We start from the raw sequence: 9,941 nt of genomic DNA, 5'->3' as shown, positions 1-9,941 counted from the left end.
GAGCTCGGCGTCGGATTCCAACACCGTCTCCACCATGCGCACTGCTCGCTGCCGGAACTCCGGCGGGTACTGACGTGGCATAGCTCCATCCTCCTACAAAGAACGGAACAAAACCTGGGGTACTTCACGGGCTGTGTGGGGTCGAGTCACCAGGTGGACGGTTCTGGTCGGTAGGCGCTGCGTGTGGTGTCGGACGGTGAAAGCGTGCCGACTCTTGGTCGACCTTTTGGGGCGTACTTCGGTGAATCCGTCTGGCCGTGAGTGGTTGCTCGACTCCCTGAACTGGCAGGTCGTACGGCCAGTAGTGGACTCGGATGAACCAGTATGAATTGTCATCACTAAGACAGCGGGTCCGGGGTCCGAGTCCCTGATGGCGCACAAAGATGACCCCCTGACCAGTGGAAACGCCGGCCAGGGGGTCATCTTTTTGTCGTCGCGACGCGGTGAATCCGACTTTTTGACCTCAAAGAGTCGAGTGAATTTGGGCCGGTTCTCCCACGTTTCCCCAGGTCGCGGCGAACTGAGCAGTTCCCGCGGCCAGACTCGAACCTCAACGCTGTTGGTGGTGGCGTCAAGTGTCGCGTTCGCACTGCGCATGCCCGGTAACCAGCAGTTCGTTAGCTGAGCGGCGCGGAAACTGAATGAATGAGCAATCTTTGAGCGTGGAAGTCGACTTCTATTCGCCTTTTTGGATGGAAGGACGAAGCGAGATCGTGCACCCCGACCTCGCTCGGTGGTGGGTCGTCTGCGCGTTCCTCGATTACAGGCGTGTGTGCAGAAGGATCTGAACTGGGCTTGCCTCCGCGGTGTATGCGCCCTGTGCACCGGTTGGGGTGATAGGTAGCCGTTGTGACGCTTTGAGTTGGATCTGTACGTCTGCCCTAGTGCTCGTGTTGCGGGCGCAAAGCATCTTTGATTCGGAACGGCACGAGCGCGATGCGATTGCAGCACGAGAGGCAACCGAGCACATCTTCGAACATGCTGCGCAGCATTAAAAGGCGCGCTGCGTCGAACATGCCCGAGAGCGGATCCGGCGCCTCCTGCGATTGTGCTTGACCGGGCTTCGATTAGTGTCTCGATGCTTGTAGTGCATAGCCTTTGGCCGGTCATGCTGTTGGTTGCGAACGGTTGTCAGTTGACAGTGACTCCGGCGATCGGACGAGGCGGGGTTCGCTTGAATTGGAAGAACTTACATTTCGCGGTCGATCTCCGTCGGACTCGCGCTGATAGCGTCGGGGAGCGTCTACTTCGCGTCCAGGGGCCTCGCGGCAGGTCGGAGTAAATCACCTTCACCGTTTGTCGGTGGGGATATCGGAGACGTCGATCCGGCCGATTCCGAAGCTTGGGAGGTTCATACGGCAGCCGAGCGTCGTGAGACGATATGTCGAGATTCTCAGCGAGGCTGAGTGACGTGTTCGGCTTAAGAGCGTCGCGCACTTATCATTTCGCCATGCGATGTCCGTGTCGGCTTTTGAAACGAGGTCAACCATGATGCTCCGTAGGCTCCGGATTGAACACTTTCGTGGTATCGAGGCCGTGGAGTGGACGATCGGCCGGCGGTTCATCAGTTTGGTTGGTGCGGGCGACAGCACCAAGACCACGCTGCTGGACGCGATCGGATTGGTGCTCAGCCCGAGCTACAGCCCGCAATTCACCGATGCGGACTTCTTTAATCTTGACCTGAGTAAAAGCATCGTCATCGAGGCAGCGGTGACGGACCTGCCTGACACCCTCGTGAAGGAGAGCCAGCTCGGCAAGGATCGTTCGGGGATCATGCCTGACGGAACTCTCGTACACGATCCCGTCGACGAGGCTGAGGAGTGCCTCGTCCTCAGACTGACCGTGACCCCGGAGCTCGAGCCGACATGGGAAGTCGTTCGGCCCGATTCGGACGATGCCCGCACGATCTCGGCCAGCCAACGACGACAGCTTGGCTTCTTCCGGCTGGGGGAGCGACCTGACTTTCATCTCCGCTGGGCCCGTGGCTCGGCCCTCTCAGGTCTGACTGAGGGCGGCGACGGTGCGTCGTCCGTCATCCTCGATGCGCACAGGGAAGCACGGGCGGCGGTTTTCGCCGCGGAGCCTAATCCCTTGCACGCCGCCGCAGCGGAAGCTCAGACATCGGCACGAGCAGTCGGCGCAGCGACGTTCGGCAACCTGCGCCCCGGCCTTGAGCCCGTTTCGGCGTCATCCACACATGCATTGATGCTTCATGACGGCGACGTCCCGCTGTCTGGACTCGGGCTAGGTACGCGCCGACTGACGAGCTTGGCGATCCAAGACCAGGCGATGGCACACGGCTCGATCATCGCCATCGACGAAATTGAACATGGGCTCGAACCACATCGATTGGCGCAGACGCTTTACCACCTCAGGCAGCGGACTGCCGCCGGTCAGCTCCAGGTCATCATGACCACCCACTCACCCACGGCAATCCAGACGATGAGCGCGGTTGACTTCGTTGTCGTGCAATCCGATGGTGCCGGCTCTACCACGTGTCGACCGGTCCCAGAGGACCTCGACAACGTGCAGGGCACGTTCCGCAGCGCCCCTGCTGCGCTCCTAGGCCGTCGTGTGCTCGTCGGGGAGGGGGCGACAGAGGTCGGCTTCCTGCGCGGGCTGCTTCGCCATTGGGACGCCGAGCAGATTAGCAAGGGTGAAGTCACTGCGGCGGTTGTAGGAACCGTCCTCGTCAATGGGGCGGGAGGAACTCAGCCGACGCAGCGTGCCCAGAACTTCCAGCACCTCGGGTATTCGACGTGCATGCTTGTCGACAATGACGACCGTGAGGTTGATGATTCGGTGGCGCAGGCCAGGGCAGCCGGAGTCGAGGTGTACCGCTGGACGCCGGACAACTCTCTCGAGGACGAGGTGGTCAAGACACTCGCGATCGCGGGCCTACAAGCAGTTGTGGATCTCGCCGTGGAAATCAAGGGCGAGCAGTCGATCCAAGCATCCGTCAGCGCCAAGCTCGGCGGCCAGCAGATCGACGGTACCGACGTCACGGCTTGGAGACAGCAAGCCGGAGTTGACGAGCTCACGGTTCGGAACGCCATCGCTGGCGCTGCTGTTGCGAAGAAAAAAGAGTGGTTCAAGCGCGAGGACCGGGGAGAGGAGCTGGCCGGGGTAGTGATTGCCCACTGGGACGGACTGGAATCTAGTCACCTGATGAAAGTGATCGGCAAACTGCAAGACTTCGCGTACCCAACGGCAGCTACGCCGACCGCCGCGAAGAATGAGAAGCCCGCCGGTGCATGACAACCCACCCATCAAGGAGGCCGTCGGAACGGTGCTCGCAGCACTCCCATGCTCGGTGACGCTCCCGGCGGGCGCAGGCAAAACCGAGCTGATCGCGGCTAGCGTGGCAGAAGTTGCTCGACGCGGCGGCACTTCGCTCGTGCTCACACACACGCATGCCGGTGTGGACGCTCTGCGTCGCCGAGTGCGGAAGTTCGGCGTGGCAAGCGATCACGTTGTCATCCGCACGATCGACGCATGGTCGTACGACTTGATCGCCCACTTCCCGGACCTTTCGGGCCTCGCCGTCCCCACGGCCCCCGATTGGGGCAAGTCTGAGGAGTACCACCGCGCCGCCACGCGTGCATCTCGTTCTCTGGCGGTGGTGCGGATGCTTCAGGTCAGCTACACGAACCTTTTCGTTGATGAGTATCAGGACTGTCTGCTCGATCAACACCAGCTTGTGCTTGCGATGGCCTCGGCCGTTCCCGCAGCGGTTTTCGGGGATCCGCTGCAGTGCCTCTTTAATTTCAAGCTGAATCAACCTGTTGACTGGACCTCCGATGTCCTCTTGAACTTTCCCCCGGCAGTGATCGAACATCGCCCGCGGCGATGGGATCCGGATCATCAGGATCTCGGGAAATGGTTGGTCGATATCCGAGCAAATCTGCTGAGCGGCGAGCCCATCGATCTTGGGTCGACGCCGGCGAAGTGGGTGCACCGTCGTGACGCGCGAACGTACGTTGGTGTTTGCTTTGGGGCTGCGAACCTCGTAGGTACGGTTGCCGTTCTAGGCAACCGTCGCTGGGACTGTGTCGGCGCAGCTGGAAATCTGGGTGGCAGATTCACTGTGATGGAAGCCATCGACGAGAAGACCGTGGCGGTACTGGCAAGTCGCATCGACACACACGATGGTGCGGCTGTTGCGCAGGCAATCGTCAAATTCGCAGTCGATTGTTCAAGCGGGCTAGCACCCCACATCTCCGTTGCTAAGCGGAAGCAACTCGGTGATGGAAAGTCATTCGCGACTCGAAGTGCTGTCCTGAAGCCAGCCTACGATGCAGTCCTTGAGGTCCGCCGCGATCCTGCACCGGCGTCCGTAAGAATCGCACTTGACCTACTCAGCAGACTGCCAGGAGTAACAATTCACTGCCGTGAGGCATGGAACGAAATCAACGGGTCTACTGGCGTTGCCGCCACCGACGGTTGCACAATGTCTGAGGGCCTCCAGCGTGTCCGCAACCATTCCCGAGTGGCCGGACGCAGGCCGACCAACAAAGTCGTCTCACGCCCACTGCTCGTCAAGGGGCTTGAGTACGATCACGTCATCATCCTTGCTGCCGAAACGTACAGTGCCCAGGAACTGTACGTGGCTTTGACCCGCGGATCGAAGTCAGTCACGATCATAAGCGATACCTCAGTACTTCCCCCTGCAAAGATGGCAGTTCGCAACGCAACGGGCGATGGACTGCAAGAATAATAGTTGAACCGCACCCGCAGCTTTTACGGTCGGCATAACGCAATTAATTGACGGATGTTTTAGGCGAGATTGATTAGTTTGGAGAGTGCTTGCTGTGCCGGCGACGATCGTGTGCGTCGCAATCTGGCTAGATCTTGGAGGCCGACTGCTTGGGCGACGCGTCGATGATAATGACTTCCATGGTGTCCGGCTCGTTCAGTCCGAGGGCCTGTACCGCTTTCTCTGCCTTCTCGATCTCCTGCTGCGAGTAGGCGATCACGACGAACAGAGCCGAGTCGGTGCCGTTCGCCTTCTTGTAGACCTCCACCTGGTTCTCCATATTGCGCTTGAGCGAGCTGCTCTTGGCGAGCTTGAACTCGATCAAGGTCTTGTCGAGCCCCATCGAGATTTTGAAGTCGACTGGTCCGCGGCCGTTGTTGACTTCACGGTTGATGTCGAACCGGGACTCCTGGAGCAGCAGCCCGAAGAAGATCTGGACGTCCTGTTCGCTTGATAGTCCCTTGCCGTTGCCCTTGTTGATGTTGCGCCAGCCGTCCTGGTTTTCGACGTAGTTCTTGAAAATTTCGACGGCTCGGTGCGCTTCCTGCTGCGAAGTCCAGAGCTTCTCATAGAGCGGGGTCTTTTGCGCGAGGTCGTGTGCGGCCCGCTGCACCTGGTCGCGGAGCAGCGCCTGGGTGTCGTCAACTTTCTGGCGGCTATTGGCGATGGCCTGGTCGCCGGTGTCCTCCTTGACCTTGATGTAGCAATCGACGAGTTCAGGAAACGAGCGGAGCGCAAGTGCGCGTACCTCTTGCTGTTCTTTGGGTGTCGACTTGCTGGTGAGCCGTTGGCCGAGGTAGTGGTTGACGTCCGCGCGAAGTTGATGATTCTCAGTCGCTTCGAGGACCATGTCGAAGGACCGTTCCAGGTCGGAGCGATTGATCCACGTGTCGTCCTTCGTGAGGATGTCCGCGGGTGTCAAGATGACGAAGTCACCCTCGGTGAAAGGGAGGTCACAGGTCTCGGCAGCCCAAGTCTCGGTCCGGTAATTGAACTTCGCTCGTGCGACTGGAATCCTCTTTCGGCTCTCCGGCGGGAGGTGCGCCATCGCGAAGTCGCTGGTGTAGCGAAGCAGGAAGTGTTTAATCAGGTTCGTGGTGAGATCTGAGATGGTGTCTCTGCCGACGCCGTTGCTGACGAGTGCGAGCTTTTCGACGTGGCTCGAACTGGTCAGCGGCTCCTGGCCGACGTTTCGCAGCAAGTTGCCGAGCGCCTCGTGCAACGCGACCGCAAACTTCTTGCCCAATCCGTGGCCGCGATTGCTGCCGACGGTGAAGCCGAGCCAGTTCTGTCGGACCTCTTTAAAGGTGTACCAACTCTTGATGCGACCTGGATCGAGGTCCACATCCGCGTGATCGCGAAGGAAGCACAGATAGCTGACGATCTGCTCGTGTAACGCTCGGTACTCTTCCTTGTCGCTGTTGAACAGCAGGAACGGGTCGATGAAGACAGGAAGGTCAGACACGACGGAGATGTCGAATGCGCCCCATTCCTCAAGGAGACTAGGAGCCACGTTGAAGCGGTCGCTGAAGTAGATGCCGGCAGTGTCGGCGACCCACGGAAACTCCTGCTCAGCCACGTTCGACGCCTGTTCCTCTCCACGACCCGCTCGGTCCCCGTGCGACAGCCTATCCGTAGGGTTCACCCTGGGGTTTGGGGCTGGGGTGAATGGACGAGTAGCCTGCCGTGCACCGCAACTCTTGCATCGCGTTGAGCGGCAGGAGATGTCAACTACGAGGCAAGCAGTGCTATGGGGTGATCAGCGTGAAGCGGCCCGCAGCTGCATCGGCTCAACGCGTCACCGCGGCGGTTTGTCGGGGGATTGTCAGCAGGGGCGGGACCTCGTCCTCCCTGAGCGTCCGTCCGCACAGCGATCACTGGAGCCGTCCGGTGCCAACCGTCGAAGCCCGGGCCGACCAGGACGTGTGGCTCGTCGCTCACGACCTCGCGGCCGCAGTACCGGGCTCCGTTCATTGCCATCTCGCGGTGGTGGACGGAGCGGGCCGCTAGTGGATCTCTATAGTTGAGCGTGCTTGGTATCGGGGTTGGTTGTTAAGTTTTTATGAAAGCGACGTGCGGAGCCCCGCCCTGATTAGAACCACTCGTCGAGCGTAAGGGAAAAACCGTTCTCGAGTTCGTCTTAAGGGATTCAATCGAAGCGTTCATGGTCAATCTCGATATCCAATCCCACGTGCCTGGTCGAGGAGTTCTTGCAAAAAGTTTTCGGCTGCTGTCTTTGGATTATCATGCTCTGCAATTATCGGTGTAATTCCGCGTGTACTCAGCAAGAGTTCCTGTACGGCGTTCGGGCGGGCCAGAAATATGAAAGATTGTGGTTTCGATTTGCTTACACCGTACTCGGACCACTGCTGCTCTAGGCGGTAAAGTAAGTACCGCAAGTTGATATCCGAAAGGCTGTATCCAAGGTACAAGATCGTGTTGCCTAGCACGTCAGCGCGAAGTTTCAAGTCCAGGGGTGACTCGAAGCTCATACGGCGAAAGTAGCTAGACTCGGTAAGTACTAGGGAGTCGTCGTCGTCAAAATCGCCGTGAAACTTTATGATTTGGGTTGTATCGATGGGAGACCTTGCTATATCAGCAACATTAGCAATCTTGTGGTACGGCTTGTTCCAATGGTCAAAAGATTTCTCAATCCACCTGTCGTAGTTGGATGTATAAATCGATCTAAATTCAAGGTCCACAATTGCGCGGTGTATTGCAGATTCTTCGATTCTAATCGATTCTGCATGCCAATTTGTATCCATCCAACTTCTGAGTGGACCGAGACGACCCTCGTTGACGACGCTGTAATACTCTGTCAGAGTCATAAAGTCGCCCGCAAGCTGAAATAATTCAGCATCAAAGTCGAGGTCCTCGGCAAGTTTATCTATCAGGCTTGAGAAAGACGGAAGTCCCAAGTTCATCGAGAGGCCCGCACCCGCGAATAGAATCGCTTTATTGCTGCGTACAGCATCAACTAAGGCTGTAGGTATCATCATTGTCATCCTTGTTTTAGATAATCGGCAAACTTGTCCAGGGCTTTTCGGCGCATGGATATCGCGTTTTTTATGTCTGGGCCTAGTCTTGCAAACGTGTGCTCGTATCCGTCGGGAATGAAAATGCAATCCCATTGAAAGCTGCGGTCGCCGTCAGGATTCGGTGCGATTGTTCCCGAAACTTCGCCTTCGAATAGTTTGATCTGCATCTTCGATGAATCGACGTAGCCAATGATCGTCCTCGCTATGACGGCGCTGCCTCCGAAAAGCTCCGAGAACCTGTCTGCCTCGAGACTATCCCAGAAAATCTGTGTCAACCCTCCGGGCAACCCATTCATTCGGTCGAGGTAGAGTCCGGTGTGTTCCACGAACAGCTCACGACCAACAATTTTGAAAGCTCGAAGGGCTTTGTCTCTCACGAGTTTGACCGTTTGTTCGGTTTGTAGCTCATCTACTTGCTGGCTAATCTTTGTGACGGAAACGCCGGCGGGTTCCAGAATCTCTGCTGCCTCGGCCAGCTTATGCGGATTTCTGGAAAGAAATCGGATTGTTCGCTGCTGGCGTTCGTGTGTTCTGCTCATCATTCTCCTGGCTCATCACCTACCGATGCCAGCATAACGCATGTGCTTGCATCTTCGGCATGCGATCTCATTTGATTTTGCCACCACAAATACTCCAGTGTGGCGGCTTTCGTGCGACGCGGTGTTTCTCGGCAACCCGTCTTATGCGCCGAAGGACCTGCCGAATCGCGCGCGCAGACTGAGAAGAAGTGGTGTGGCCGAAGTTCCTATTTTTCGAATTGCCTTGGTTAGTTTGAAATCCACACCACTCTGAGCGGCGGACGGAAAGTAATTCTGACGCCACCTTGTACTTTCTGGCCTCTTTGCGCACGATGCTGGTGGTCACGAGTGGTCGACGGCCTTGAGCCAGTTTCGGGCGCGTGTGAGGGCCATTGCCCGGTTGGATTGATAGGTCTGTGGCCATTCGATTCCGTATTGGTCGATTCGGTCGATGATTTCGTTCGTGGTGATGATGTTTTCGCGGATCAGAGCGGCGACGAACTGGTGGTCTTTGCTGCGGCCTGCGATGCATTTCGAGACGCAGAGGTCGATCGGGTCCAGGCATAGGGCGGTCCGCCCGTAGGGCTCGGGCGAGCCATCTTCGACGGTGAAGGGCACCAGCCGGTTTTCCCACTGGTTGGGTAGCACGACCGTGTCCTTGTGGATGCCCTCGATGTAGAAGCCGTGGTGAAGGTGGAACGGTGAGTCCTCGCCGAGTCGAGCGTCGAGAGTGAGCAGCTTATCGACGACGCCTTCGGGATGAGTGATGCCGCTGATGGGAAGTATGTCGATCTCGGTTGATTGGAACGCGGTGTCGGGTAGTTCGCTGGTGTTGTAGCTTCCGAGGATTGACTGCGACCCCAAGACGATGACCTGAAATTCTTCGATGTTCGCGCATGACGCGGTTATCGCCCGCGCGAACTGTTGTCGGTTCACGCCAGGATGGTGGTACGAAGGTCGTCGATGACTTGGAGCCGCTCGGGTTCGGTCAGCAACACGTACAGCGGGGACAGGCTCCGCATGTCGTTTCCGGTTTCGTCATCGGATTGGACGAGGCTTCGAAGGGTTTCGATGTCGCTGTTGCGGATGATCTGCTCCCACCAGTCTAGGTAGCTGGTCATGAGTGGATCGCGCGAGGCGTTGCGGCGGATGGTCTCGAGGCTCTGCCTGACGGCGTCGGTGTCGATCGAGAGGTGGTCCCGTTCGATCTTGTTCAGGATCGCCTTCTGCATGAGTCGTTGACGAGTTGCTTTCATGTTCATGACGGGCATCTCGCACTCCTCTCATGGCGCAGGTCAGGCTTCCTATCGTACGGTACTTCTTCTGTCGAATCCCAGGTCGAGGCGGCGGTGCGCGTGTGGCCGTGGTCGGTCGGATGTGGTGCAACGAGGTCGGTGGGCAAGCATCGATAGTTCAGCTGAGAACCGCGGTGTCGGGTTTGATGACGAGGAGACTGGCGGACCCGTCGATGGATTCTGTCTCGATGTTGTCGGTGATATCCCGGATCGGAGCCGACCGGCATTTCGTGTTCGGTGTTCGGTCAATACCGAACACCGAACAGTGCATATTCTCACGAACGGAACGGGGTACTGCGCTGGAATCAGGTCGACTTATTGGGCTGTGTGGGGT

General features: G+C 58.0%; 7 protein-coding genes. 2 read left to right on the top strand and 5 right to left on the bottom strand.

Annotated elements, in window-relative coordinates:
- The first annotated feature begins 1,536 nt into the window (after window positions 1-1,536).
- Together HQ354_RS23060 and HQ354_RS23055 are read left to right on the top strand one after the other, a co-directional pair.
- Window positions 1,537-3,258, top strand: coding sequence for an ATP-dependent endonuclease (locus HQ354_RS23060; protein WP_222635720.1), 1,722 nt, complete (start codon window positions 1,537-1,539; stop codon window positions 3,256-3,258).
- The gene (locus HQ354_RS23055; protein ID WP_261769033.1) at window positions 3,236-4,717 is read left to right on the top strand and encodes an AAA family ATPase; all 1,482 of its coding nucleotides are present in this window, start codon (window positions 3,236-3,238) and stop codon (window positions 4,715-4,717) included. Before HQ354_RS23060 ends, HQ354_RS23055 begins: the two co-directional genes overlap by 23 nt.
- Window positions 4,718-4,844: 127 nt before the next feature.
- On the opposite strand, the gene HQ354_RS23050 is transcribed toward HQ354_RS23055, so the two are convergent.
- The 5 genes from HQ354_RS23050 to HQ354_RS23030 all read right to left on the bottom strand — a co-directional run bounded on the left by HQ354_RS23050 (window position 4,845) and on the right by HQ354_RS23030 (window position 9,583).
- Window positions 4,845-6,335 carry a hypothetical protein gene (locus HQ354_RS23050; protein WP_222635718.1) on the bottom strand — a complete coding sequence of 497 codons (1,491 nt, stop codon included), beginning with the start codon at window positions 6,333-6,335 and terminating at the stop codon, window positions 4,845-4,847.
- A gap of 589 nt (window positions 6,336-6,924) precedes the next feature.
- Entirely contained in the window at window positions 6,925-7,755 is an 831-nt protein-coding gene (locus tag HQ354_RS23045) for an SIR2 family protein (RefSeq protein WP_222635717.1), read from the bottom strand.
- 2 nt (window positions 7,756-7,757) lie between these two features.
- A complete protein-coding gene (locus HQ354_RS23040; RefSeq protein ID WP_222635716.1) occupies window positions 7,758-8,333 on the bottom strand; it encodes a non-canonical purine NTP pyrophosphatase in 576 nt (191 codons plus the stop codon).
- 321 nt (window positions 8,334-8,654) lie between these two features.
- The gene (locus tag HQ354_RS23035; protein ID WP_222635715.1) at window positions 8,655-9,248 is read right to left on the bottom strand and encodes a DUF6036 family nucleotidyltransferase; all 594 of its coding nucleotides are present in this window, start codon (window positions 9,246-9,248) and stop codon (window positions 8,655-8,657) included.
- Window positions 9,245-9,583, bottom strand: a complete 339-nt coding sequence (locus HQ354_RS23030) for a hypothetical protein (protein WP_222635714.1) — start codon at window positions 9,581-9,583, stop codon at window positions 9,245-9,247. The genes HQ354_RS23035 and HQ354_RS23030 overlap by 4 nt, the downstream gene beginning before the upstream one ends.
- Window positions 9,584-9,941: the final 358 nt, after the last annotated feature.

Origin of the sequence: Rhodococcus sp. BP-261 (genome assembly GCF_019835205.1) — a bacterium.
In the GTDB taxonomy this organism is placed as follows: Bacteria; Actinomycetota; Actinomycetes; order Mycobacteriales; family Mycobacteriaceae; genus Rhodococcoides; species Rhodococcoides kyotonensis_B.
The sequence above is the reverse complement of the archived record's forward strand: the minus strand, read 5'-3'. Positions and strand labels throughout refer to the sequence as shown.